The sequence below is a fragment of the Klebsiella sp. 18074 genome (assembly GCF_902705905.1).
Taxonomy (GTDB): domain Bacteria; phylum Pseudomonadota; class Gammaproteobacteria; order Enterobacterales; family Enterobacteriaceae; genus Klebsiella; species Klebsiella terrigena.
This window is the reverse complement of sequence record NZ_CACSIS010000015.1, coordinates 86,829-110,698: the sequence shown is the minus strand read 5'-3', so window position 1 is coordinate 110,698 and position 23,870 is coordinate 86,829. Positions and strand designations below refer to the sequence as shown.

Sequence of the window (23,870 nt, the reverse complement as noted above, 5' to 3'; positions counted from 1 at the left end):
CTCAATTTATTGTTGGGTTGCAGCTTAATAAGAAACTATTGCGACGGTTAATTGGTAACGTTTTTAAATACTATTCCTTTATCTTTTAATCTGTATTTTTTTTCGTACCCTCACTTTAGGTTGTTGACCTACAGCTAACATGAGTGAAAAATAGAATGACAATTCTACATCATCGTACACGTTCAAATGCAAATGCCTCATTGATCTCTATGGTCCAGAGGTTTTCAGATATTTCAATAATTTTCTTAGGGTTGTATGTTGTTGCATGGATTAACAACAGCGATTTTGATTACAAACATATATTAATTGCTCTTATGGTTTTGGTCGTGTTTCAAATGATTGGTGGTATGACGGATTTTTATCGGTCATGGCGTGGTGTTAAAATCTCGGCTGAGCTTATTCTTATAATAAAAAATTGGACTCTTAGCATTCTCTTGGCTTTGGGTGTCGTCTCGCTGCTCCCTGAGTTTGATTTTAGTGTTAATGTTTTTATCTTCTGGTATATTTTTGTTGTCCTTGGTTTTATTATATGCCGTTCGACTATACGTTTAGGCGCTGGTGTACTTCGTAAACTTGGATATAACACACGCCGAGTTGCTGTTGTTGGTTCTACACCGGCAGGTATAAGCCTTCTTCGTGGTTTTTTAGATGAACCTTGGCTTGGGTTTGTAGTTAAAGGTATATACGATGATAATCCTTTAGCTGACTATGGAGATGTTCCGTTTGGCGGTTCGTTATCTACTTTAATCCAGGAAGCTCGTGATGGCAACATAGACCGTATATACATTGCGCTTAGTATGAAGGATGAGCTCCTTATTAAGAGTCTGGTTGCTAAGCTAACTGACACTACATGCTCGGTGCTGCTAATTCCTGATATCTTTACTTTCAATATTCTCCAGTCGAGGACGGAAGAGATTAATGGTGTGCCGGTTGTTCCACTCTTTGATACGCCATTGAATGGTATCAACATGCTTTTTAAGCGTCTTGAGGATATTATTGTTTCTAGTGTCATTCTCATTCTAATTTCACCGGTTTTATTTGTTATTTCTTGTGCGGTCAAATTTTCATCGCCAGGGCCTATTATTTTTAGGCAAATTCGATATGGTATGGATGGCAAGCCAATAAAAGTTTGGAAATTTCGTTCAATGACCGTTATGGAGAATGACGACAAAATAATTCAGGCAACTAAAAACGATATCAGGGTAACAAAGGTTGGTCGTTTCTTACGGAGTACCTCCCTTGATGAGTTGCCCCAATTTATAAATGTGTTATTGGGGCAAATGTCTGTTGTTGGACCACGCCCACACGCAGTTTCTCATAATGAGCAATATCGTTCTTTAATTCAAGGTTATATGTTAAGGCATAAAGTTAAACCAGGAATTACAGGTCTGGCACAGATTAATGGTTGGCGGGGCGAAACCGACACCCTTGAAAAAATGGAAAAGAGAATCGAATATGATTTGTTATACATCCGTGGCTGGAGTATTTGGCTTGACCTTAAAATAATATTTCTAACTGTTTTTAAAGGTTTTATTAATAAGTCGGCATATTAGCTGGTTGTTTCATTTATATCGAGCGAGCAGCGCTCAAGAGCTTTTTTGAGTGAATGGATGATATATTGTCAGATCGAGATTGAATGAATGCTGGTAGGAGTGGAGTGAAAGATCTAGCATCCAATCTTTAAGGGAAATTGCTGCACTATTTGTTGTTTTCGACCATGAGAGAAAAATACAGTTAATTCTTAATAATAAACTTATGCCTTCGAGGAAAGGAAGTTATATCTAATTTTTTATCTTCGTAATTTTACTGGTTTTTTTTGACTGGAAATATTTTACACTATGCGCTCTATCAGCTTTGAGCTAACATAATCATCACATTTAAACTGCGAACGTGTCGCAGTGACCACACCAGACAGGAGTATGTAATGTCCAAGCAACAGATCGGGGTTGTCGGTATGGCAGTGATGGGGCGTAACCTTGCGCTCAACATCGAAAGCCGTGGTTATACCGTCTCTGTTTTCAACCGCTCCCGTGAAAAGACTGAGGAAGTGATTGCCGAGAACCCTGGCAAGAAACTGGTCCCGCATTATACCGTCAAAGAGTTTGTTGAATCCCTCGAAACTCCGCGCCGCATCCTGTTAATGGTGAAAGCGGGTGCCGGCACTGATAGTGCGATCGATTCTCTCAAACCGTATCTGGATAAAGGTGACATCATCATTGATGGTGGCAACACCTTCTTCCAGGATACCATCCGCCGCAATCGTGAACTGTCTGCTGATGGTTTTAACTTCATAGGTACCGGTGTTTCTGGTGGAGAAGAGGGCGCACTTAAGGGCCCATCTATTATGCCCGGCGGTCAGAAAGAGGCCTATGAGCTGGTAGCGCCAATCCTTGAGCAGATCGCCGCCCGAGCGGAAGACGGGGAACCTTGTGTTGCCTACATTGGTGCTGATGGTGCAGGCCACTATGTGAAAATGGTTCATAACGGCATTGAATACGGTGACATGCAGCTCATTGCAGAAGCGTACGCTTTACTGAAAGGCGGCCTGGCGCTGTCTAATGAAGAACTGGCTACTACCTTCACTGATTGGAATCAAGGTGAGTTAAGCAGCTATCTGATCGATATCACTAAAGACATCTTCACCAAAAAAGATGACGAAGGTAAATTCCTGGTTGACGTGATTCTTGATGAAGCGGCCAACAAAGGTACAGGTAAATGGACTAGCCAGAGTTCTCTGGATCTGGGTGAACCTCTGTCCCTGATCACCGAGTCCGTATTCGCTCGCTACATCTCTTCTCTGAAAGATCAGCGTGTTGCCGCTTCTAAAGTGTTGACTGGTCCGCAGGCGCAACCGGCTAGTGATAAAGCAGAATTTATCGAGAAAGTGCGTCGTGCTCTTTATCTGGGTAAAATTGTTTCCTATGCGCAGGGCTTCTCTCAACTGCGTGCTGCATCTAATGAATACAGCTGGGATCTGAACTACGGCGAGATTGCTAAAATCTTCCGTGCGGGTTGCATTATTCGTGCCCAGTTCCTGCAAAAAATTACGGATGCTTACGAAGAGAATGCAGGGATTGCTAACCTGTTACTGGCACCGTACTTCAAACAGATTGCGGATGAATATCAGCAGGCGCTGCGTGATGTCGTTGCTTATGCTGTGCAGAATGGTATTCCGGTACCAACTTTCGCTGCAGCTATCGCATACTACGACAGCTATCGCTCTGCAGTTCTGCCTGCTAACCTGATTCAGGCTCAACGTGATTATTTTGGTGCGCATACTTATAAGCGTACCGATAAAGAAGGTGTATTCCATACTGAGTGGATGGAATAATCACAGCTTGTTAAGCTAATTAAAACCCGGTTAATTCTTGGCCGGGTTTTTTTCTATAAACTTCTTTCAACCGAACACTCTTAATGTGATTATCCGTCTCCTCCTTAACGCTATTCTGTTTGCTCTCAAAAAAAGTCTGTCTTGACATACAGTCAGTCGGAGAGTACAACCGCCACAAGTGTTGATTACCAGGGTGGCAAATTGCCATTGTCCAGTTAACTGATTAAAGTGTGATCGAATGAAAATTACTATTTCCGGTACCGGTTATGTTGGTTTATCGAACGGCATCCTTATTGCGCAAAACCACGAAGTGGTCGCGCTTGATATCGTTCAGTCCAAAGTAGATATGCTTAACCAAAAGATTTCTCCGATTGTCGACAAAGAGATCCAGGAATATCTGGCCGAAAAGCCGTTGAATTTTCGTGCGACAACTGACAAGCAGGACGCTTATCGTAATGCAGACTATGTCATTATCGCTACCCCGACTGACTACGATCCGAAAACGAACTATTTCAATACTTCTACTGTTGAAGCCGTCATTCGTGATGTCGCAGAGATTAACCCTGCGGCGGTGATGATTGTTAAATCAACCGTTCCTGTTGGTTTTATCCGTGATATTAAAGAGCGTCTCGGGATTGATAACGTTATTTTCTCTCCAGAATTCCTGCGCGAAGGCCGTGCGTTGTATGACAACTTGCACCCGTCGCGTATCGTTATTGGTGAGCGTTCCGAACGTGCTGAACGATTTGCCAATCTCCTAAAAGAAGGGGCGATTAAGCAGGACATCCCGACGCTGTTTACTGATTCGACTGAAGCCGAAGCGATTAAACTGTTTGCCAATACCTACCTTGCGCTTCGCGTTGCCTATTTTAATGAGCTGGACAGCTATGCAGAGAGCCAGGGTCTTAACAGCAAGCAGATCATTGAAGGTGTGTGCCTGGATCCGCGCATTGGGAACCACTATAACAATCCGTCGTTTGGCTATGGTGGCTATTGCTTACCAAAAGATACAAAGCAGCTGCTGGCAAACTACGAATCGGTACCGAACAACATCATTGGCGCTATCGTTGATGCTAACCGTACCCGTAAAGACTTTATTGCCGATTCTATTCTTGCCCGTAAGCCGAAGGTGGTTGGCGTTTATCGTCTGATCATGAAGAGTGGATCAGACAACTTCCGTGCGTCCTCTATCCAGGGAATCATGAAGCGCATTAAAGCCAAAGGTATTCCGGTTATTATTTACGAACCCGTCATGCAGGAAGAGGAGTTCTTTAACTCTCGAGTTGTTCGTGATCTGGAAGCTTTCAAGCAGGAAGCTGATGTCATCGTGTCCAACCGTATGGCAGAAGAACTTGCTGACGTCGCGGATAAGGTTTACACCCGCGATTTGTTCGGCAACGACTAGCATTTCGCTGACCATGACTGGCGGTACCTGCCGCCGGTCTGTTTTAACCATCCCTCCTCAACCCTTCTAGCCTCTTCCTCTACTGTTACCTGGCACCACTAAAATTGTGATGTATCCCGTAATCTAACATTCCATCCATTGCACCGTCTGAACAGGTCGGATATGTTGAATCTACCTTGTGAAGAGCTACCGTCACTGTGATGTAGATGCTGGAGATAAGCGCCGGAAGGTAAAACGAAGCCTGCAATGCAGGCTTTTGTTATTTTTGTAGCCTGATGAACCAGGTATATTACTAACTAAATTGCAGATTAATTATTAAAGGAGTCTGTACCGAAAAAAAACACGGCTGCTCTTCTTAAATCTTATTTCAGGTACCAATGTGCTGACACTGCGACTACCATTGACGTTTATTGAACGATAATTTCGTTCTTTTTCTATCCTTTAAATAAGAAATTAAAAAGTAAATGGAAACGGCAAGTAGTATGGCAGCAACAACCAAGAAAAATAAGTTTTCCATATGATCTACCAGAGCGAAGTTACGGGAGTAAGTGATTAGCTTGCAATTAAAAGATCGATAAAAATTATCTTTATCACACTAACATATCTTCTTTCTAAGAAGATTCCTATACGCTAATTGTGTTTTTTTTATGGAGAATGAAAAACTATACTTTCAAAAGAAAACTGGCTCGTGCTCGTGCTCCGGCTCTTTGGTGAAAGTGACAATTTTAGTCTGCCATAACGAGGTAAGTGCGCTTCAATTGAAAGAAGGGCAAGGATACTGTGGTTGAAGATATGAGACTTTCCGCAGCAGTGAACGAGGTTACGCACAAAAGGGGAGGAGCGATACCAGAAGAGAGAACCGCAGCTCTGCTGCGGTTGAGAAACTGATTGCGCGATTATGCCTTGTAGTATTCTTTATACCAGTCGACGAAATTCTTCACGCCTTCTTTGACGCTGGTCTGCGGCTTGAAGCCAACAAGATCGTACAGCGGTTTGGTATCCGCGCTGGTTTCAAGCACGTCGCCCGGTTGGATAGGCATCATGTTTTTCTCAGCGATCATTCCCAGCGCCTCTTCCAGGGCGGTGATGTAATCCATCAGTTCAACCGGAGAGCTGTTGCCGATATTGTAAACCCGATATGGAGCCGAGCTGTCTGCCGGAGAGCCATTCTCGACGGTCCACTCCGCGTTCGGCTGCGGGATAACGTCCTGAACGCGTACAATGGCTTCCACAATATCGTCAACGTAGGTGAAATCACGCTTCATCTTGCCGTAGTTGTACACGTCAATACTCTTACCTTCCAGCATAGCTTTGGTGAATTTGAACAACGCCATGTCAGGGCGACCCCACGGGCCGTATACGGTGAAGAACCGTAGGCCGGTAGTCGGTATGCCGTAAAGGTGGGAGTAGGTATGCGCCATCAGCTCATTGGCTTTCTTGGTGGCGGCATAGAGTGAAACCGGATGGTCGACCGAGTCGTCGGTTGAGAACGGCATTTTACGGTTCAAACCGTAGACGGAACTGGACGATGCGTACAGCAGGTGTTCGACCTTATTGTGTCGGCAACCTTCCAGAATGTTCAGATAGCCGATCAGGTTGGAGTCGGCATAGGCATGAGGATTTTCCAGCGAGTAGCGCACGCCAGCCTGAGCGGCCAGATGGATCACGCGGTTAAATTTCTCTTCAGCGAACAGCTCTGCGATGCCCTGGCGATCGGCAAGTTCGACTTTATGGAAACTGAAAAGGGAGGATTGCAGTAAATCCAGACGCGCCTGCTTAAGATTGACGTCGTAGTAATCATTCATGTTGTCGATACCAACAACCTGATGACCCGCCTCAAGAAGGCGCTTGCAGGTATGGAAACCGATAAATCCTGCGGCTCCAGTGACTAAAAACTTCATATTCATCCTCCGGGGTTGTTGTTTCCCGCTATATATAATCGTCGATTTTACACCGGGTTGCCCTGGGGGTCATCTGCTTTCCCGTTTCCGGATCTTCATGAAGCAGTCAGAGAAGGGGAGTGCTTAAGAAGCGGCAGATCGCATCTGCGCTATATTCCCTATATTATTTTGCAAATAAAAATCATTATCATTTAAATGTAAGTTAGCATCATAATAATACCTATAGTTTCTTATACCAATAATTGATGTTCTGCCGATAAAGTACTCAATGCGAGATTGAGCGTGTCCTATGAACTATATTGTTACTGATAATATGTTTTCCGAGTATTTCGCCACCGAATGCTCATCATTTCTATGTTAATTGAACATTTTTTGTTTTTTTTGGTTACATATCAGTCGGTTATGGCGTTGCTTTGGAATTATGTAAATAATGTATCCTTGTTGTTTGCTTTTTACATGAATTGATTCGCCATGCTTTTTGATTTTTATTCTTAGTTACCAGCGTTATAATGCGCGGATAATCTATGTGTCACAGGATTGTTGTTTTGCAGGGTAATGCTTCCTCAGAACATCCGGTGAGCCGTGTGACAAACCCGGTAATGGATACTCTTTCTCTGGGGAAATAATATGAGCAATGTGCTGGATCGTTGCGTCAGTTTGGCTACCCTTGATGCTTTAGCGATGCATACAGCAGTTTTACTGGCGCGAGCAGTCGTCTTTCAACGACCGTACTGGTGATGTCGGTGAACCCTGGAGCTTGCTAAATGAGAAAGTCCCGATAGATAGCCAGCAGCAAAACGGGGAGAGTAGCGCTCTCGTATCTACCGTCCGGTTGTGCGGCGTAGGGCCTGAAAACAGAGATATGGCTTGCGAGATATATCTCTGTTTTTAGTTGTTTATCGCGGATCTGTCAGCCTGTTTCGTTTGCGGCAGCAGAACGCAGTGTAAAGGCCAGCCGTCAGGTAGCAGCAAGAGCATGCTGCGACCGACTGGCCAGAGCCATAATCATGAAAGTAGTACAGCAGCGTTACGCGCTTTGGTTGCGATAGCCAATGGCGGTAGCGTGCCTGAAATTTATGATATATGTTTGATTAGCATATAACTATTTGAAAAATGAGATAAAGTATGAAGATCCTTGTTACGGGTGGCGCGGGTTTTATCGGTTCCGCCGTTGTTCGTCATATTATTGAAAATACCCAGGATGACGTTCGCGTCGTGGACTGCCTGACGTACGCAGGTAATCTCGAGTCTCTGGCATCCGTTGCCCAAAATGAACGCTATTCGTTTTCATGCACGGATATCACCGACGCGCAGGGGATCGCCGGGCAGTTCAGGGAGTTTCAGCCCGATATCGTGATGCATCTGGCGGCTGAAAGCCATGTTGACCGCTCTATCGACGGTCCGGCAGCCTTTATCCAGACGAACCTGATCGGCACGTTCACGCTGCTTGAAGCGGCACGTCACTACTATCAGTCGCTGAACGATGCGCAGAAACAAGGCTTCCGCTTCCACCATATCTCCACTGATGAAGTCTACGGCGACCTCGATGGCACCGATGACCTGTTCACTGAAGAAACGCCGTATGCGCCAAGCAGCCCATACTCGGCCTCCAAAGCCGGGAGCGATCATTTAGTCCGCGCCTGGAACCGCACCTACGGTCTGCCGGTGGTGGTGACTAACTGCTCGAACAATTACGGCCCGTATCACTTCCCGGAAAAACTGATCCCGCTGACCATTCTCAACGCGCTGGCGGGCAAACCGCTGCCGGTTTACGGCAACGGCGAACAGATCCGCGACTGGCTGTACGTCGAAGACCACGCGAGGGCGCTATATAAAGTGGCCACCGAAGGCCATAGCGGCGAAACCTACAACATCGGCGGCCATAACGAGCGTAAAAATATCGATGTGGTCAGAACCATCTGCGCCATCCTTGATAAAGTGGTGGAGCAGAAGCCGGGCAACATCAGCCACTTTGCCGACCTGATCACCTTTGTTAAAGACCGTCCGGGCCATGATCTCCGTTACGCCATTGATGCGGCTAAAATTCAGCGCGACCTCGGCTGGGTGCCGGAAGAAACGTTCGAAAGCGGTATTGAGAAAACGGTGCGCTGGTATCTGAATAATCAGACCTGGTGGCAGCGCGTGCTGGACGGCTCCTATGCCGGTGAACGTCTTGGGCTGAATAACTAATTAAGGTGGATTGCAGAATGAAAGGTATTGTTCTGGCTGGCGGCTCCGGCACCCGTTTGTATCCGATTACTCAGGGCGTGTCTAAACAGCTGCTGCCGATTTACGACAAACCGATGATTTACTATCCGGTTTCGGTGCTGATGCTGGCCGGTATCAGGGACATCCTGATTATTTCCACGCCGGAAGATATGCCGGCGTTCCAACGTCTGCTGGGGGATGGTTCGCAGTTTGGCGTCAATTTCTCCTATGCAATCCAGCCGTCTCCGGACGGTCTGGCGCAGGCCTTTATCATCGGTGAAGAGTTCATCGGCAATGATTCCTGCGCGCTGGTGCTGGGCGATAATATTTACTTCGGGCAAAGCTTCGGTAAAAAACTGGAGGCCGCGGCCAGCAAAACGTCGGGCGCCACCGTCTTTGGCTACCAGGTTCTCGATCCTGAGCGCTTTGGCGTGGTGGAGTTTGATGAAAACTTCAGGGCGCTGTCGATCGAAGAGAAGCCGCTGAAGCCGAAATCAAACTGGGCGGTAACCGGCCTCTATTTTTATGACAACGACGTCGTAGAGATGGCGAAGGAAGTGAAGCCTTCCGCGCGCGGCGAGCTGGAAATTACCACCCTCAACCAGATGTATCTGGAGCGTGGCGACCTGCAGGTTGAACTGCTGGGCCGCGGTTTTGCCTGGCTTGATACCGGTACCCACGACAGCCTGATGGAAGCCTCTCAGTTCATCCACACCATTGAGAAGCGCCAGGGTATGAAAGTGGCCTGCCTGGAAGAGGTAGCCTTCCGTAATAAATGGCTGTCTGCAGAAGGGGTTGAGGCTCAGGCCGAGCGGCTGAAGAAAACGGAATATGGCGCTTATTTGAAACGTCTGCTCAATGAGCGTTAATCGTCTGCCGACCAAATACAGGGTATGAATTAATGAAAATTTTACTTATTGGCAAAAATGGTCAGGTTGGCTGGGAGCTGCAGCGCTCGCTGTCCACGCTGGGTGAGGTGGTCGCCGTTGACTATTTCGATAAGGAATTATGCGGCGATCTGACGGATCTTGCCGGGATTGCGCAAACCGTCCGCCAGGTTAAACCGGATGTGGTTGTCAATGCGGCCGCGCATACGGCAGTGGATAAAGCCGAAAGCGAACGCGAGCTATCCGATCTGCTGAATGAGCGGGGCGTGGCGGTACTGGCGGAGGAGTCGGCGAAGCTGGGCGTCCTGATGGTGCACTACTCCACCGACTATGTCTTTGACGGAGAAGGCGAGCATTATCGCCCCGAAGACGAGGCCACCGGGCCGCTGAACGTTTATGGCGAAACCAAGCGCGCCGGTGAACTGGCGCTGGCGCAGGCGAATCCTCGCCATCTGATTTTCCGTACCAGCTGGGTCTACGCGACGCGTGGGGCCAACTTTGCCAAAACCATGCTGCGCCTGGCGGGCGAAAAAGAGACGCTGTCGATTATTAACGACCAGCACGGCGCGCCGACCGGTGCCGAGCTGCTGGCTGACTGTACCGCCATCGCCATTCGTGAAGAGCTGCGTAACAGGGCGGTTGCCGGAACCTACCATCTGGTGGCCAGCGGTGAAACCAGCTGGTATGACTATGCCCGCTTTGTCTTTGATATTGCGCGTGCCAACGGAACTGAGCTGGCGGTCAAAGAAGTCAACGGGATCCCGACGGCTGCCTGGCCGACGCCGGCTAAACGTCCGCTGAATTCTCGTCTGTCGAATGAGAAATTCCAGCGGGTATTCGGCGTAACGCTCCCGGACTGGCGCCAGGGCGTTGAGCGCGTGGTTGTTGAAGTTTTAGGTAAGTAGGTAAATACACAAGCATGAATATTATTAAAACAGACATTCCAGAGGTCTTAATCTGCGAGCCGAGAGTCTTTGGCGACGCGCGCGGGTTTTTCTTTGAAAGCTTCAGCAGCAAGGTCTTTGATGAAGCAGTAGGTCGCAAGGTTGAGTTTGTACAGGATAACCACTCGCAGTCGCAGAAAGGCGTGCTGCGCGGGCTGCACTATCAGCTGGCCCCGCATGCGCAGGGTAAACTGGTGCGCTGCGTTGAAGGCGAAGTGTTCGACGTTGCCGTCGACGTACGTCGCTCATCGCCGACGTTTGGTCAGTGGGTTGGGGTTGTGCTGAGCGCGGAAAACAAGCGTCAGCTGTGGATCCCGGAAGGCTTTGCACACGGATTTATGGCGCTGAGCGAGACGGTGCAGTTTGTCTATAAAGCGACCAACTACTACGCGCCGCAGTCGGAGCGCAGCATTCTCTGGAACGATCCGCAAATTGGCATTGAGTGGCCTGAGCTAAGCGGCTGCGCGCTTTCATTGTCAGAGAAAGATATGCAGGCGCATACGCTGGCAACAGCTGAAGTATATGCCTGAGAGAAATTCATTTTTTAGATTTGATATGCTTAACGCATCCTCTTTTATTCATTAAGAATTATAATAATAATTAAATAGCGATGTTTACTCTAAAGGTAATAGATTCATGAATTATGAAGCAATGAAGCCGAAGATAATCGCTTCTATTGTATTATTTAATCATTCCTATGATGATATTAAAGATACGTTAATCTCGTTATGTCATGAGAGTGGTGTTGAAAAAGTTGTCTTAGTTGATAATGGTGGATGTCAGTGGGTTACAGAACTGAGCGAACCGAAAATTAGTTATATCAAATCTCCTTATAACTGTGGGTTCGGTGCTGGTCACAATCTGGCAATCAAAGCTAATACTGATTTTGAAGGTTATTTTCTGATTTGTAATCCGGATGTAAGTTTTGACAGAGGCGAGCTGGATAAATTATTGTCCTTTGCCTGGGATAACCAGTTCCCCTTTGTCTCACCGACAATTCTCTATAAAAATGGGGCCCGGCAATATAGCTGTCGCTTACTGCCTACGCCGGTTAATCTGTTTTTAAGACGTTTTTTACCTACCACTGCGCTGAAGTTTGACGTTGAGTACGAGCTGATGGATGCCGAGTACGATAAGGTTTTCTCACCGCCTTCGGTCTCCGGCTGCTTCATGCTGCTCACGAATAGTTTGCTCCAGAAGCTGAATGGGTTTGATGAACGCTACTTCATGTATTTAGAAGATGTTGATCTATGTCGCCGAGCATTGCCCTTCACTAAAATATATTATTTTCCGGATGCGACAATTATTCACCTTTTCAATAAGGGGTCATATAAAAGCAAGCTGTTGCTTTGGTATCATGTTCGCTCTGCGATTTCCTACTTTAATAAATGGGGATGGTTTTTTGACCGTAAGAGGCATGCGTACAATAAAAAAGCCCTGCTTGAAATCCCCCGGAAGTTAGGTTGATTGTTCAGATAATTTTATTACGAGTTTAAAATGAAAAACCCGCATCAAAAACTTTCATCATCACCCGTAGAGATTGTTCGTAGTATCTTTGGCCACCGGGGTATCATCCTCCAGATGGCTAAACGGGATGTCATCGGAAGATATAAAGGTTCAGTGATGGGCCTGCTTTGGTCGTTCCTGAATCCGCTGTTCATGCTAACCGTATATACCTTCGTGTTCTCCGTGGTGTTCAAAGCTCGCTGGTCTGCCGGTGGCGATGAGAGCAGAACGCAGTTCGCAATAATCCTGTTCGTCGGTATGATCGTGCACGGTTTCTTCAGTGAGGTCATCAATAAGGCGCCGCTGATCATTCTTAGCAATACTAACTATGTAAAAAAGGTTATATTTCCGCTTGAAACCTTGCCGGTTATTTCCCTGCTGGCGGCTCTTTTCCATACCTGCATTAGCCTGTTCGTTCTGCTGGTGGCCTTTGTGCTTTTTAACGGTTATTTGCACTGGACGATTGTGTTCCTGCCGTTGGTTTTCTTCCCGCTAGTCATTTTCTGTCTTGGCTTATCGTGGATCCTTGCCTCTTTGGGCGTTTTCCTGCGCGATGTCAGCCAGACTACGGTGATTATCACCACCGTTATGATGTTCTTATCCCCGGTGTTTTTCCCGATTAGCGCCTTGCCTGCGAAATATCATATTTGGATTATGCTCAACCCACTGACCTTCATTATTGAACAAGCCCGAAGCGTTCTCATTTGGGGCGGTATGCCTAATTTCCTGGGCCTTTTACTCTATTCCATGGGCGCCGTAGTTGTCGCCTGGCTGGGTTTTGTCTTCTTCCAGAAAACAAGGAAGGGGTTTGCTGATGTCCTCTAATGAAATTGCTATCCAGGTCACTAATCTGAGCAAGTGCTATCAGATCTATGCGAGTCCGACCGATCGTTTAAAACAGTTCTTTGTGCCAAAAATTCAGCAAGTTGCCAGAAGAGAGCGCAACTGTTATTTCCGCGAGTTCTGGGCATTAGACGATGTCTCCTTCAGCATCAAGAAGGGAGAAACCGTTGGCATTATCGGCCGTAACGGGGCGGGTAAGTCTACGCTTCTGCAAACGATCTGCGGAACCTTAACGCCTTCCGCGGGAGAAGTCCGGGTCAACGGGCGCATTGCCGCTTTGCTGGAGCTCGGTGCTGGCTTTAATCCTGAGTTTACCGGGCGTGAAAACGTCTATATGAACGGCTCGGTGCTGGGGTTAACGAAAGAGCAAATTGCGGCAAAATTTGCTGAGATTGAAGAGTTTGCCGATATTGGCCAGTTTATCGATCAACCCGTGAAGACCTACTCCAGCGGGATGTATGTGCGCCTTGCTTTTGCCGTTCAGGCCTGCGTAGAACCGGAAATTTTAATTGTCGACGAGGCGTTGGCGGTCGGCGATATTGGCTTCCAGTACAAGTGCTATAAGCGGATGGAAGCGCTGCGAGCGAAGGGCGTGACGATCATTATGGTGACCCATTCAACCGGCAGCATTCTTGAATATGCCGATCGTTGTCTGGTCATGGATCACGGTAAGCTGATTGGCGATACCACGGATGTGCTGGCCGCGGTTCTGGCCTATGAAAAAGGGATGATCCTTGCTAACGGCAGCGAGAAACCTGCCGCAACCAGCACAGCGGACAAAGATTCAGCTGCAGAAGTTAGCGTTGACGAGCTGAAAGCCATTCAGCTGCGCACCACCAACGAGGCGATTGGCGAGAAGCGCTTCGGCAGCGCGCGTGCAATCATCGAGGATCTGACGATTTATAAATCGGATGGCACCACTCTTGCTGAAAAACCGCTGATAAAATCAGGCGAAGAAGTGACCTTTGATTTTACCATTCTGGCTAGCGAAGAAATTAAAGATATCGCGTTAGGCATCTCCATGTCGAAAGCGCAAGGGGGCGATATCTGGGGAGACAGTAATATCGGAGCCGGTTCAGCAATTACCCTGCGACCCGGCCGTCAGCGTATCGTGTATAAAGCCACGCTGCCTATTAACTCGGGCGATTATCTCATTCACTGTGGCCTGGCCAAGGTTGGCAACGGCGATCGGGAAGAACTCGATCAGCGCCGTCCGATGATGAAAGTTAAATTCTGGTCTGCAAGGGAGTTGGGTGGTGTGATTCACGCTCCGTTGAAAATTATTTCGAATGGAGAGTAATGATGCTGGCTGTATTTTTACCTCCCTATCCGTTCAGGGGGCTTAAGGCCCCTTATTTATGGCTGTTTTATAAATATCTTCACTGCGCAACGGATAGCATTCTGTTTATTACCGGTGAGGATTATCTCAGTGTTACTGATGATGAAGCTCAGCGCGCACGCTGGGAATTTGATCCGGCGTCGATGGCATCTCTTGGATATGCGTTGCCGAATGCTGAAAGTATTGCGCGTCATGAGTACCTCGTGCTCGATAACGATATCTATGAAACGCTGCTTTCTCGTCATCAGCACGATCCGATTAAATCATTTTCGGCGTTCCTGACCGAGCAGATCCCTGAACTGGAAACAGAACTGCACGCTTTGCTGAATAGTAAAAAAGGCATACTTGACCAGATCGACGCCTTTATCTCTATCTGCAACTGTCCCTCCCTGGAGCATGTCGCCAGGACGCTTGGGAAAGAGGTGATGCACATCGAGATTGGCCCGCTGCGCGCGCCGATGTACCGCAACACGGCCTATCTGGACTTTGCCGGAGTGAACGGCGGGACCGAGGCCAGCGCGCGCTACGAAAAATGTCAGACCGAGCTGGATATAAAAGCCTCGCTGGGCGATTTGCACAACTATTTTCTTGAGGTTTTACCCCCCGCTGAAACGGCCGCTCATTCTGCCGCCGGCGTTGTGCTTCAGGTTGAGGATGACTCCAATCTGATCGCCTACAGTCACGACTTTACTAACATTTCGTTGATTTCGTACGTTCGCCAGCGCCATGAAAAAGAGGACATCCTGGTGCGCGCGCATCCGGGAAGCCTGTTCCGCTTAAGGGACGACGTTTTTACAATTGATGACTCAGCCAATAGCCTTGCCTTCATTAATCAGTGCAACGAAGTCTTCACCATTAACTCAAGCGTCGGTCTTGAAGCAATATTAACCGGAAAGAAAACGACGGTTTTAGGTGACTGCTCTTATGCTTTTATCAATGAATTAGCTGAATCCTCAGCCACGGTCAATGCTGCCGCGTTTTATCTGTTCTCGTATCTGGTTCCTTTCGACCTGGTTTTCAATCAGGAGTACCTTAAATTCCGATTAGGTCATCCTGAAGAGCGCGAGATTATCGGCAAACATATTGAATTTTACTCAGCTGATATGCCGGGTAGCTTTTCACCGGCCGCGTATACCCTGTCATCATTGATAAATGAAGCTATTTCCCAAGACAAAGCGATGAGAAAGATTTTAGAAAACTCCCTGCAAGAACATAACAAACAGATCGATTTGTTAAAAAACCAGCTTGCTGCGGAAGCGGCCGAACGCCAAAAGCTCGCGGCGACCCTCGCGCAGCTGCAGGATAAGGTTGAGATTGAGGTTGAGGTTGCGGAGCAGGCTAAAGCCGGGCTGCTGTCGGCTGTGGAAACGAAGCAGGAAGAGATCAACCGCATGCGCAATAGCCTGTCATGGAAACTGAGCATGCCGGTACGTATGTCGGGTCGAATCTGCCGCGGTGAATTTTCTACGATCAAGGCGATGACCCGGCATTATGCAACCTCGGGTAACGGGGCGTTATCGCGTTTCCTGCTCTCCGGTGGCCTGCTGTCAAAATCGAGGTATAAAACCGCTCTGCGCCTCATTATGTCCGGTAACTGGAAAGGGGCTGCGGACGGTTTTAAACGCGTGATCAACCGCGCGGCGACCGACTCCGCACCGGCGGCGGCATTTCTTGATAACGGCGATGTGCGTATTCTCGCAACGCAGCACACATTATTCGTTGCCCATCTTATCGAGAAGAGTCTGCTTGAGAATGGCCTAACTGCGCAGGTCAGCACGTCATACGTTGCGGAACATGACAATGGTCAGCTGCATATCGTCGTCTGTCCGCAGATGTTTAAGCAGCTGCCTAAACACTATATCGCTTTCCAGATGGAACAATCGGTCAACTCAAGATGGTTTACCGAGGAGTATTTTGCCCGCTTAAATAACGCGGTAGCGATATTTGATTATTCGCTGAAAAATATCGAATACCTTCTGCAGCAGGGAATTCCCTATCAGAAGCTGTTCTATATGCCGATCTCCAGCTATGCGGACTATCCCGCTTACCTCACGCAGATCGGCTATGACCTGAGCGATCGCAAGGGCGATAAGGCCGCTGACGTTTTATTCTACGGCGATCCCAATTGCGAACGTCGTAAGGCGTATCTGCAGGAGCTGAAGAAGCATTTCAACGTCACCGTCGCTTCCGAAGTGTTTGGCGATCGGTTGACCAAAATGGTCAAGGACGCGCGGGTTGTTATTAATATCCATTACTATGAGGATGCGCTGCTTGAGACCACGCGTTTGTATGAAACGCTGTCATTAGGCACGCCGATCGTGAGTGAAAGCAGTGCGGATATTGAAGAACATCAGGACCTGCAGGGGGTGATTGATTTCTGCCCGGTGGGTGATATTCAGGCGATGGTAGACAAGCTCCAGACGCTGCTGTCTGATGAGCAACACTATCGCGAGAAGCGGGCGGACATTGCGCGCTTCACCGCTGAAGATAAGAAAAATAACGTCTATCTGAAGCGTTATTTGCTGTCGATTGATAAGCTCACGTTCTCACAGTACGAAAGCAGCTACGCCTTCGATGATATCGAGGAAAGCGATATTCCGCGTCTGTGTCTGTCGCTGTCGGAAACGCCGGTGCGTAGAAGGGCCTTCTTTAAAAGTCCTTCCCACGGATTCAGCTTCTTTGACGGTATTCGCTACCGTATTGGCTGGATTGGCTGCGGGATGAGCTATAAATATATGCTTTCCAGGATGCTGGCCAGCAAGGTGAAAATGGGCATTATCTGTGAAGATGACGTTATCTTCCCGCTTGATTACGACCAGAAGCTCAATAAGATTATCGACCACCTGCAGGCCACTGAGATCAAATGGCATATTTTTGCCGGTATCATCGCTCACCTTCATGACGATACCAAAATCATTGATGTCAGGGAGATTGACGGTATCGAATACGTCTACATCGATAAAATGACCAGCATGGTGATGAATATCTACTCCCGTAGCGGGATGGAGTTGATCTCTAATTGGGATGAAACGAACATCGACGCTGAGACCAATACTATCGACCGCTACGTTGAATCGGCGGAAGATCTGGTGGTTGTGACCACGGTTCCGTTCCTGGTGGGCTATGCGGAAGAGCAGCAGTCTACGCTGTGGGGCTTTGAAAACTCGCAGTACACCTCGCTGATCAAGGCCAGTGAAGAGCTGCTGGCGAAGAAGGTCGCGGAGTTTAAGCGCAACCGCTAGCCATCGTTGATGGCCTCAGGTGCCGCATAGCAAAAGGCCGGAAGCTGAACGGGATCCTTCATAAGGATTGTTCAACTTCCGGCCTTTTTTATGCCTTAAATCCGCCGGGTTTACTGATGACGGCTTTTTAAGTTGGCGATGATGTCTTGCAGAGAGAGCTCCTGATCCTGCAGCAGCACCAGCAGGTGATACATCAGGTCCGAGGCCTCGTTCTTCAGCTCAAACCGGTCATGCACCGTGGCGGCCAGCGCCGTTTCCACGCCTTCTTCCCCAACCTTCTGCGCAATGCGCTTGGTGCCGCTGGCGTACAGCTTCGCGGTATAGGAGCTCTCCGGGTCGGCGTGCTTACGCTCGGCCAGCAGCTGTTCCAGCTGATACAGGAACAGCCACTGGTGTCCCGCTTCGCCGAAGCAGCTGGACGTGCCCTTGTGGCAGGTCGGGCCGATTGGGTTCACCAGTACCAGCAGGGTATCGTTGTCGCAATCCGGCGTGATGCTCACCACGTTGAGGAAGTTGCCGGAGGTTTCTCCCTTGGTCCACAGGCGCTGTTTGGTGCGCGACCAGAAGGTCACCTTTCCGCTCTCTTCGGTCTTCGCCAGCGCTTCCTGATTCATGTAGCCATGCATCAGTACTTCGCCGGAAATAGCGTGCTGTACGATGACCGGCATCATGCCGTCGGTTTTTTGCCAGTCCAGCTGTTCAGTTAACATACCCTAATCTCCACGCCCTGTGCTGCCAGGTACGCTTTCAGTTCACCAATATTAATAATCTGCTTGTGGAACACCGATGCGGCCAGCGCGCCGTCGACGTTGGCGTCGCGGAAGGCTTCAAGGAAGTGTTCCATGGTGCCGGCGCCGCCGGAGGCGATCAGCGGCACGTGGCACACGGCGCGGACTTTGCTCAGCTGCGCAAGATCGTAGCCGTTACGCACGCCGTCCTGGTTCATCATGTTCAGCACGATCTCTCCGGCCCCGCGCTTCTGCACTTCCTCTACCCAGTCGAGGGTTTCCCACTGGGTCACCCGGGTGCGAGCTTCGTCGCCGGTGTACTGATTAACGTGGTACTTGCCGGTATCGGCGTCGAACCAGGTATCGATACCCACCACGATGCACTGCACGCCAAAGCGATCGGCGAGGCGGGTAATCAGCGTCGGATCGGCCAGGGCAGGAGAGTTAATCGAAATCTTGTCTGCGCCAAAAGAGAGGATCTGCGCCGCGTCTTCCAGCGATTTGATCCCGCCGGCGACGCAGAACGGAATATCGATAACTTCCGCCACCCGGGAAACCCAGCTTTTATCGACCACCCGGCCGTCGCTGGAGGCGGTGATATCGTAGAAGACCAGCTCATCCGCGCCTTCGTCGGCGTAGCGCTTCGCCAGCGGGACGATATCGCCGATGATTTCATGATTACGGAACTGCACGCCTTTCACTACCTGGCCGTCGCGAACGTCGAGGCAGGGGATTATCCGTTTTGCCAGCATTGAATGGCCTCCGTTACGTTGAATTTATCTTCCAGCAGGGCGCGGCCGACAATGACGCCGCGCACGCCGGTTCCGCGCAGCGCGGCGATATCGTTAAGATCGCCGATGCCGCCGGAAGACTGGAACGCGACCTGCGGATAGCGGGCGCACACCTCTTCATATAATGAGACGTTGGAACCGGCCAGGGTGCCGTCGCGGGAGATGTCGGTGCACAGCACGTGCTGCAGGCCAACCGGCAGATAGCTTTCTACCAGCTCCTCAAGGGTCACCCCGGAGTTTTCCTGCCAGCCGCTGACCGCCACCTGCTTATTACCTTCGGCATCGATGCGCACGTCGAGCGCCAGCACCAGATGCTGCGGACCGAAACGTTTGAACCAGCCCTTCACCGTCTCCGGCGATTTCACCGCCGTAGACCCTACCACCACGCGCGCGACGCCGGCATCGAGCAGGGCCGCGACGTCCTCTTCCGTACGCACGCCGCCGCCGACCTGTACCGGTACGTCAACGCCGGCAACCAGCGTTTTGAGCAGCGCAATCTGTCGCTTTTCAGGATCTTTCGCGCCGGTCAGATCGACCAGGTGCAGCACCTCTGCGCCCTGAGCGGCGTAGGACTGCAGGCGCGGCAGCGGATCGTTACCGTAGTCGCGCTGCTGGCCGTAATCGCCCTGGTGGAGACGGACTACCGTGCCGTCAATTAAATCTAAAGCCGGAATTATCATCACATCTCCAGGAAATTTTTCAGCAGCTGGGCGCCGGCGCTGCCCGAGCGCTCCGGGTGGAACTGCACGCCAAAAAAGTTATCTTGCTGTACCGCGGCGGTGAACGGCTCGCCGTAGTTGCACTGGGCGATGGTGCGCGGATTGACCGGCATCGCGTAGCTGTGGACGAAGTAGAAATAGGCCCCGTCCTCGATACCGCTGAACAGGCGATTCCCCGCTTTCGGGTACACGCGGTTCCAGCCCATATGCGGTAGCGGCAGCCCGTGGTCGGTCATCTTCGGCACGTCTTCATCAATAATGCCCAGCAGATCGACGCCGTTGCTCTCTTCGCTGCGTCGGCCAAGCAGCTGCATGCCGAGGCAGATCCCCAGCACCGGCTGGGTGCAGGCCTTCACCAGCTCGATCAGCTCGCGGTCGCGCAGCTGGTCCATCGCCGCCTGGGCGGTGCCCACGCCGGGTAAAAACAGCTTGTCAGCGCGCAGCACCACGTCCGGATCGCGGCTCACCGCCGGCTGATAGCCGTGGCGGAGAATTGCCGACTTCACCGAATTGAGGTTGGCGCATCCGGTATCGAGGATCACCACGTTCATTACAGCACCCCTTTTGAAGATGGCAGCGTGTCGCCCTGCACGCGGATTGCCTGACGCAGCGTGCGGCCAAAGGCCTTAAACAGGCTCTCGACGCGGTGATGATCGTTCTTCCCTTTGGTTTTCAGGTGCAGCGTCACCGCCATGGTGTACGAGAGCGAGCGGAAGAAGTGCTCCACCATCTCGGTGCTCAGATCGCCGACGCGCTGATAGGCAAAATCGGCCTTATATTCGAGGTGCGGACGTCCGGAAATATCCAGCGCACAGCGGGCCAGGCACTCGTCCATCGGCAGCACAAAGCCAAATCGGCTGATGCCGCGTTTATCGCCCAGCGCCAGCTTCAGCGCTTCGCCCAGCGCCAGGCCGGTATCTTCCACCGTGTGGTGATCGTCAATATAGAGGTCGCCGCCGACGTTAATTTCCAGGCGGAAGCCGCCGTGGGTGGCTATCTGATCGAGCATATGATCGAAGAAGCCGACGCCGGTGTGGATTTTGCTGCCACCTTCGCGATCCAGCCAGACCTTCACATCAACCTGGGTCTCTTTGGTGATGCGCTCAACGTGGGCATAGCGGTCGCGGCGGGTAAGCTGCTCGCAGATGGTCGGCCAGTCGAGGGTCTCGCGGTCGTAGCGCAGGCCGATAATGCCCATATTTTCCGCCAGCTCGATGTCGGTGGCGCGATCGCCGATGACGTAGCTGTTGGCTTTGTCCAGTACGCCTTCTTCCAGCCACGGCAGCACCAGCTGGGTTTTCGGCTTGCGGCAGTCGCAGCCTTCCGTCGGCAGGTGCGGACAAATCAGCACCTCTTCAAAGTTCACGCCCTGGGAAGCAAATACCTGCATCATCAGGTTGTGCGGGCCGTCAAACTCATCCTGCGGCAGGCTGTCGGTGCCCAGACCATCCTGATTGGTGATCATCACCAGCCGATAGCCTTCCTGCTGCAGCTTCAGCAGCGCAGGGATCACCTGCGGCTCAAAGGCCAGCTTTTCAAAGCGGTCTACCTGAAAATCAACCGGTGGCTCGGAAATCAGCGTACCGTCACGGTCAATAAAGAGAAACTTCTGGGTCATACATTCTCCGCAGTCAAAGCGTCAATCACGCGCTGGCTCTCTGCACGGGTACCGATAGTGATACGCAAACAGCCGCTTAATGAGGGTTGTTTATTCTGGTCTCGTAAGATAATGCCCTGATCCCACAAAGATTTAAATACCGCGCTGGAGGCTTTAATGCGTGCGAGGATGTAGTTGGTCTCGGAATCGAAAACCTGCTCAATGCAGGCGATGCCGCGCAGCTGGCCAATCAGGTACTCTCGCTCCTCTACGATCTGCGCGACGCGGGCGCGCATGGCGGCAATACCCTGAGCATTGAGGGCCTGGGCGGCGATATCGGCGACCGGCGTGGAGAGCGGGTAGGGGGCGATGACTTTCATCAGCAGGCTAATCACCTCGGCGTTAGCCAGCGTAAAGCCGCAGCGCAGCCCGGCGAGGGCAAAGGCCTTCGACAGCGTGCGCAGCACCACCAGGTGCGGATAGTCGCTCAGCCAGCCGGCCAGCGTCGCCTGCGGGCAGAATTCGATATAGGCTTCGTCGGCGATGACAATCGCCTTGCCGCGGGTCATCTCCAGCAGCGCGCGCATATCGTCGGGGTTAATCACCTGCCCGGTCGGGTTGTTGGGGCTGCAGACAAAGACCACCTTCACGCCGTCGAGATTGGCGGCGATGCCGGGGAGATCGAGCTGCCAGTCGCTCAGGCTCGGCACCGTCCGGCAGGCCACGCCGAAGGTTTCAGTACTGACGCCGTACATGCCGTAGGTTGGCGGGCAGTAGAGCACCGCGTCCTCTCCCGGCTCGCAGAAGGCGCGGATCACCAGCTCAATGCCTTCATCGGCGCCGCGGCTGACCAGCACCTGCTCGGGCTTAACCCCGGCATACTGGGCGTAGTTCTCAATCACCGCTTTCGGCTGGCCTTCCGGGTAGCGGTTCAGCGTTTGCTGAGTTAGCTGGAATTCAACCGCGGTCGGGAATTCGTTGGCGTTGAGCCAGACGTCGCCTTTACCGCCCAGGCGGCGAGCAGACTGGTATGGCGTCAGGTCGCGGACGTTAGCGCGGGCTAAATCTTCGATGCTCATGCTTGCTCCTTAAGCGCTGCAACGCGCAGCGTAACGGCATTTTTGTGGGCGGTCAGGCGCTCGGCGGCGGCGAGAATTTCAATCGTTGACGCCAGGGCGGAAAAGCCTTCGCGGGACAGCTCCTGCACCGTCATGCGCTTCTGGAAATCCGCCAGACCGAGGCTGGAACAGGTAGAGGTATAGCCGTAGGTCGGCAGCACGTGGTTGGTGCCGGAGGCATAATCGCCCGCCGACTCGGGCGACCAGTCGCCGAGGAATACCGACCCGGCGCTGGTGATGCTGTCCACCAGCTCGCGCGCCCTGCGGGTCTGAATAATCAGGTGCTCCGGGCCGTACTGGTTGGAGATCTCCACGCACTGCGCGAGATCGCGCGCCACGATAATGCGGCTGGCTGAGAGCGCCTCGCGCGCGGTTTCCGCCCGCGGCAGCTCCGCCAGCTGGCGCTCAACGGCCTGGGCGACGCGGCGGCCCATTTCAGCGTCCGGGGTCAGCAGAATAACCTGCGAATCCGGGCCGTGCTCGGCCTGCGACAGCAGGTCTGAGGCCACGAAGTCCGGCGTCGCGCCGCTGTCGGCAATCACCAGAACTTCTGACGGACCGGCGGGCATGTCGATCGCCGCGCCGTCGAGACGCTGGCTGACCTGACGCTTTGCCTCGGTAACGAAGGCGTTACCCGGGCCAAAGATTTTGTCCACTTTGGCAATCGATTCGCTGCCGAAGGCCAGCGCCGCAATCGCCTGCGCACCGCCGACGTTAAAGACGTTACGCACGCCGCACAGCTGGGCGGCATAGAGAATTTCATCGGCAATCGGCGGCGGCGAGCACAGCACCACCTGCAGACAGCCGGCGATGCGCGCCGGCGTCGCCAGCATTAATACGGTAGAGAACAGCGGCGCCGAGCCGCCGGGAATATAGAGGCCGACGGAGGCGATAGGGCGGGTGACCTGCTGGCAGCGCACGCCCGGCAGCGTCTCAACGTCCACGCCCGGAAGCTGCTGGGCGTTGTGGAAGGTTTCAATATTGCGTACCGCAACCGCCATCGCCTGCTTGAGCTCGTCGCTCAGGCGCTCGCCGGCGGCGGCGATCTCTTCGTCGCTGACCTTCAGCGCCTTGACGTCGGTCTTATCAAACTTTGCGCTGTACTCGCGCAGCGCCGCGTCGCCGTTTTGTTTAACGTTATCAAGGATCTCAGCAACGGTGCGTGTGATGCTGTCGGAAGCGGAAATCGCCGGGCGCATTAATAGTTGTTGCTGTTGTTCGGCGCTACAGCTATTCCAGTCGATGATTGTGTTGAAGCTCATGGTCGTTTCCCCTGTTTAATCTCTGAGACAGGCCCGGTGGGGCCTGAGC

Annotated in this window: 20 protein-coding genes; 11 read left to right on the top strand and 9 right to left on the bottom strand. The window is 51.3% G+C overall.

Translation table 11 applies throughout. The features are described 5' to 3' along the window. The first annotated feature begins 155 nt into the window (after positions 1 to 155). The 3 genes from wcaJ (at position 156) to ugd (ending at position 4,736) form a co-directional block, all read left to right on the top strand. Entirely contained in the window at positions 156 to 1,553 is a 1,398-nt protein-coding gene (wcaJ, locus tag GVK32_RS16305) for an undecaprenyl-phosphate glucose phosphotransferase (protein ID WP_159870271.1), read from the top strand. Between the two features lie 371 nt (positions 1,554 to 1,924). Next, entirely contained in the window at positions 1,925 to 3,331 is a 1,407-nt protein-coding gene (gene gndA, locus GVK32_RS16300; RefSeq protein ID WP_159870274.1) for an NADP-dependent phosphogluconate dehydrogenase, read from the top strand. 238 nt (positions 3,332 to 3,569) lie between these two features. Further along, a complete protein-coding gene (gene ugd / locus GVK32_RS16295) occupies positions 3,570 to 4,736 on the top strand; it encodes a UDP-glucose 6-dehydrogenase (protein WP_115192277.1) in 1,167 nt (388 codons plus the stop codon). A 394-nt stretch (positions 4,737 to 5,130) separates the two neighbouring features. Here the strand turns inward: ugd and GVK32_RS16290 are convergent, their stop codons facing one another. Both GVK32_RS16290 and GVK32_RS16285 read right to left on the bottom strand, forming a co-directional pair. Next, entirely contained in the window at positions 5,131 to 5,253 is a 123-nt protein-coding gene (locus tag GVK32_RS16290; protein WP_143716129.1) for a small membrane protein, read from the bottom strand. Between the two features lie 379 nt (positions 5,254 to 5,632). After that, positions 5,633 to 6,637, bottom strand: coding sequence for an NAD-dependent epimerase (locus tag GVK32_RS16285; protein ID WP_159870277.1), 1,005 nt, complete (start codon positions 6,635 to 6,637; stop codon positions 5,633 to 5,635). A 1,125-nt stretch (positions 6,638 to 7,762) separates the two neighbouring features. Here GVK32_RS16285 and rfbB point away from each other — a divergent pair. The 8 genes from rfbB (at position 7,763) to GVK32_RS16245 (ending at position 17,606) form a co-directional block, all read left to right on the top strand. After that, positions 7,763 to 8,827, top strand: coding sequence for a dTDP-glucose 4,6-dehydratase (gene rfbB / locus GVK32_RS16280; RefSeq protein WP_159870280.1), 1,065 nt, complete (start codon positions 7,763 to 7,765; stop codon positions 8,825 to 8,827). A gap of 17 nt (positions 8,828 to 8,844) precedes the next feature. Then, positions 8,845 to 9,714 carry a glucose-1-phosphate thymidylyltransferase RfbA gene (gene rfbA, locus GVK32_RS16275; protein ID WP_041146377.1) on the top strand — a complete coding sequence of 290 codons (870 nt, stop codon included), beginning with the start codon at positions 8,845 to 8,847 and terminating at the stop codon, positions 9,712 to 9,714. A gap of 32 nt (positions 9,715 to 9,746) precedes the next feature. Continuing rightward, positions 9,747 to 10,637 (top strand): dTDP-4-dehydrorhamnose reductase, encoded by an 891-nt coding sequence (gene rfbD / locus GVK32_RS16270; protein WP_159870283.1) that lies wholly within the window; start codon positions 9,747 to 9,749, stop codon positions 10,635 to 10,637. A 14-nt stretch (positions 10,638 to 10,651) separates the two neighbouring features. Next, on the top strand, positions 10,652 to 11,206 hold the full coding sequence (rfbC, locus tag GVK32_RS16265) for a dTDP-4-dehydrorhamnose 3,5-epimerase (protein ID WP_159870286.1): 555 nt from the start codon (positions 10,652 to 10,654) through the stop codon (positions 11,204 to 11,206). Between the two features lie 106 nt (positions 11,207 to 11,312). Next, positions 11,313 to 12,143 (top strand): glycosyltransferase family 2 protein, encoded by an 831-nt coding sequence (locus tag GVK32_RS16260; protein ID WP_159870289.1) that lies wholly within the window; start codon positions 11,313 to 11,315, stop codon positions 12,141 to 12,143. Between the two features lie 30 nt (positions 12,144 to 12,173). Further along, positions 12,174 to 13,007, top strand: coding sequence for an ABC transporter permease (locus GVK32_RS16255; protein WP_159870292.1), 834 nt, complete (start codon positions 12,174 to 12,176; stop codon positions 13,005 to 13,007). Continuing rightward, positions 12,997 to 14,325 carry an ABC transporter ATP-binding protein gene (locus tag GVK32_RS16250; protein ID WP_159870295.1) on the top strand — a complete coding sequence of 443 codons (1,329 nt, stop codon included), beginning with the start codon at positions 12,997 to 12,999 and terminating at the stop codon, positions 14,323 to 14,325. Before GVK32_RS16255 ends, GVK32_RS16250 begins: the two co-directional genes overlap by 11 nt. A 182-nt stretch (positions 14,326 to 14,507) precedes the next feature. Then, complete coding sequence (locus tag GVK32_RS16245; protein ID WP_227697858.1) at positions 14,508 to 17,606, top strand: glycosyltransferase family 25 protein; 3,099 nt, start codon at positions 14,508 to 14,510, stop codon at positions 17,604 to 17,606. A gap of 110 nt (positions 17,607 to 17,716) precedes the next feature. On the opposite strand, the gene hisIE is transcribed toward GVK32_RS16245, so the two are convergent. The 7 genes from hisIE to hisD are packed head-to-tail and all read right to left on the bottom strand — an operon-like array spanning position 17,717 to position 23,821. Then, positions 17,717 to 18,316, bottom strand: a complete 600-nt coding sequence (gene hisIE, locus GVK32_RS16240; RefSeq protein ID WP_159870298.1) for a bifunctional phosphoribosyl-AMP cyclohydrolase/phosphoribosyl-ATP diphosphatase HisIE — start codon at positions 18,314 to 18,316, stop codon at positions 17,717 to 17,719. Continuing rightward, positions 18,310 to 19,086 (bottom strand): imidazole glycerol phosphate synthase subunit HisF, encoded by a 777-nt coding sequence (gene hisF, locus GVK32_RS16235; protein ID WP_041146369.1) that lies wholly within the window; start codon positions 19,084 to 19,086, stop codon positions 18,310 to 18,312. The genes hisIE and hisF overlap by 7 nt, the downstream gene beginning before the upstream one ends. Then, positions 19,068 to 19,805 (bottom strand): 1-(5-phosphoribosyl)-5-[(5-phosphoribosylamino)methylideneamino]imidazole-4-carboxamide isomerase, encoded by a 738-nt coding sequence (gene hisA, locus GVK32_RS16230; protein WP_076945658.1) that lies wholly within the window; start codon positions 19,803 to 19,805, stop codon positions 19,068 to 19,070. Before hisA ends, hisF begins: the two co-directional genes overlap by 19 nt. Beyond that, positions 19,805 to 20,395, bottom strand: a complete 591-nt coding sequence (gene hisH, locus GVK32_RS16225; RefSeq protein ID WP_159870301.1) for an imidazole glycerol phosphate synthase subunit HisH — start codon at positions 20,393 to 20,395, stop codon at positions 19,805 to 19,807. The genes hisA and hisH overlap by 1 nt, the downstream gene beginning before the upstream one ends. Next, positions 20,395 to 21,462, bottom strand: a complete 1,068-nt coding sequence (hisB, locus tag GVK32_RS16220) for a bifunctional histidinol-phosphatase/imidazoleglycerol-phosphate dehydratase HisB (protein ID WP_041146366.1) — start codon at positions 21,460 to 21,462, stop codon at positions 20,395 to 20,397. Before hisB ends, hisH begins: the two co-directional genes overlap by 1 nt. Then, complete coding sequence (hisC, locus tag GVK32_RS16215) at positions 21,459 to 22,520, bottom strand: histidinol-phosphate transaminase (protein ID WP_159870304.1); 1,062 nt, start codon at positions 22,518 to 22,520, stop codon at positions 21,459 to 21,461. The genes hisB and hisC overlap by 4 nt, the downstream gene beginning before the upstream one ends. Further along, positions 22,517 to 23,821, bottom strand: a complete 1,305-nt coding sequence (hisD, locus tag GVK32_RS16210) for a histidinol dehydrogenase (protein WP_159870307.1) — start codon at positions 23,819 to 23,821, stop codon at positions 22,517 to 22,519. Before hisD ends, hisC begins: the two co-directional genes overlap by 4 nt. Positions 23,822 to 23,870 lie beyond the last annotated feature (49 nt).

What these genes read in the sequence shown, in the direction of transcription:
- wcaJ (WP_159870271.1), top strand. Translation starts at nt 156, where the DNA reads ATGACAATTCTACATCATCGTACACGTTCAAATGCAAATGCCTCATTG.
- gndA (WP_159870274.1), top strand. Translation starts at nt 1,925, where the DNA reads ATGTCCAAGCAACAGATCGGGGTTGTCGGTATGGCAGTGATGGGGCGT.
- ugd (WP_115192277.1), top strand. Translation starts at nt 3,570, where the DNA reads ATGAAAATTACTATTTCCGGTACCGGTTATGTTGGTTTATCGAACGGC.
- GVK32_RS16290 (WP_143716129.1), bottom strand. Translation starts at nt 5,253, where the DNA reads ATGGAAAACTTATTTTTCTTGGTTGTTGCTGCCATACTACTTGCCGTT.
- GVK32_RS16285 (WP_159870277.1), bottom strand. Translation starts at nt 6,637, where the DNA reads ATGAAGTTTTTAGTCACTGGAGCCGCAGGATTTATCGGTTTCCATACC.
- rfbB (WP_159870280.1), top strand. Translation starts at nt 7,763, where the DNA reads ATGAAGATCCTTGTTACGGGTGGCGCGGGTTTTATCGGTTCCGCCGTT.
- rfbA (WP_041146377.1), top strand. Translation starts at nt 8,845, where the DNA reads ATGAAAGGTATTGTTCTGGCTGGCGGCTCCGGCACCCGTTTGTATCCG.
- rfbD (WP_159870283.1), top strand. Translation starts at nt 9,747, where the DNA reads ATGAAAATTTTACTTATTGGCAAAAATGGTCAGGTTGGCTGGGAGCTG.
- rfbC (WP_159870286.1), top strand. Translation starts at nt 10,652, where the DNA reads ATGAATATTATTAAAACAGACATTCCAGAGGTCTTAATCTGCGAGCCG.
- GVK32_RS16260 (WP_159870289.1), top strand. Translation starts at nt 11,313, where the DNA reads ATGAATTATGAAGCAATGAAGCCGAAGATAATCGCTTCTATTGTATTA.
- GVK32_RS16255 (WP_159870292.1), top strand. Translation starts at nt 12,174, where the DNA reads ATGAAAAACCCGCATCAAAAACTTTCATCATCACCCGTAGAGATTGTT.
- GVK32_RS16250 (WP_159870295.1), top strand. Translation starts at nt 12,997, where the DNA reads ATGTCCTCTAATGAAATTGCTATCCAGGTCACTAATCTGAGCAAGTGC.
- GVK32_RS16245 (WP_227697858.1), top strand. Translation starts at nt 14,508, where the DNA reads ATGGCATCTCTTGGATATGCGTTGCCGAATGCTGAAAGTATTGCGCGT.
- hisIE (WP_159870298.1), bottom strand. Translation starts at nt 18,316, where the DNA reads ATGTTAACTGAACAGCTGGACTGGCAAAAAACCGACGGCATGATGCCG.
- hisF (WP_041146369.1), bottom strand. Translation starts at nt 19,086, where the DNA reads ATGCTGGCAAAACGGATAATCCCCTGCCTCGACGTTCGCGACGGCCAG.
- hisA (WP_076945658.1), bottom strand. Translation starts at nt 19,805, where the DNA reads ATGATAATTCCGGCTTTAGATTTAATTGACGGCACGGTAGTCCGTCTC.
- hisH (WP_159870301.1), bottom strand. Translation starts at nt 20,395, where the DNA reads ATGAACGTGGTGATCCTCGATACCGGATGCGCCAACCTCAATTCGGTG.
- hisB (WP_041146366.1), bottom strand. Translation starts at nt 21,462, where the DNA reads ATGACCCAGAAGTTTCTCTTTATTGACCGTGACGGTACGCTGATTTCC.
- hisC (WP_159870304.1), bottom strand. Translation starts at nt 22,520, where the DNA reads ATGAGCATCGAAGATTTAGCCCGCGCTAACGTCCGCGACCTGACGCCA.
- hisD (WP_159870307.1), bottom strand. Translation starts at nt 23,821, where the DNA reads ATGAGCTTCAACACAATCATCGACTGGAATAGCTGTAGCGCCGAACAA.